Source organism: Rhizobium sp. ARZ01 (assembly GCF_014851675.1).
Lineage (GTDB): Bacteria > Pseudomonadota > Alphaproteobacteria > Rhizobiales > Rhizobiaceae > Mycoplana.
On sequence record NZ_JACVAE010000011.1, the window covers coordinates 1 to 454 of the forward strand.

Genomic DNA, 454 nt, shown 5'->3' on the forward strand with positions numbered 1-454 from the left:
GTCTTCATCCGTGTCTCCTGGTTGCATTTTGGTGTTATTACCTCTCCTTTTTTTCTCTTTATCCCTCCTTCCCTTCCCTTTTTTTCTCTCTTCCTTTCTCTCCCCGCCTTTTCTTCTTTTCTTTTCTCTTTTTCTTCCTTTCCTTCTTCTTTTCCCCTTCTTCCTTCTTTCCTCCTCTCTCCTTCCTCCTCTTCTTCTCTCTCTTCCCTTCTCTTCTTCCCCCTTCCTCCCTTCTTCCTCCTCCCTGCTTGGCCCCTTTCTCCCCTCTCCTCTCTTTCTTCTCTTCTCCTTCTTCTCTCTTCCCCTCTTTCTCTTTCCCCTCCCTCTTCTTCCCTCTTCTTCCCTCCCTCCTTTTCTCTCCCCTCTCTCTCCTCCCCCCTTTTCCTCTTTTCCCTCCTTCTCTTTCTTCTCTTTCTCTGCTCGGCCGGCGTCCCTCTTCCTCCCTTCAGTCGGT

1 protein-coding gene is annotated in these 454 nt (G+C 49.6%); it reads right to left on the reverse strand.

The window, feature by feature from the left end; translation table 11 throughout:
• Window positions 1-454 (reverse strand): hypothetical protein (locus IB238_RS25090; protein ID WP_192253496.1); only part of this gene is annotated, 454 nt, incomplete at both ends.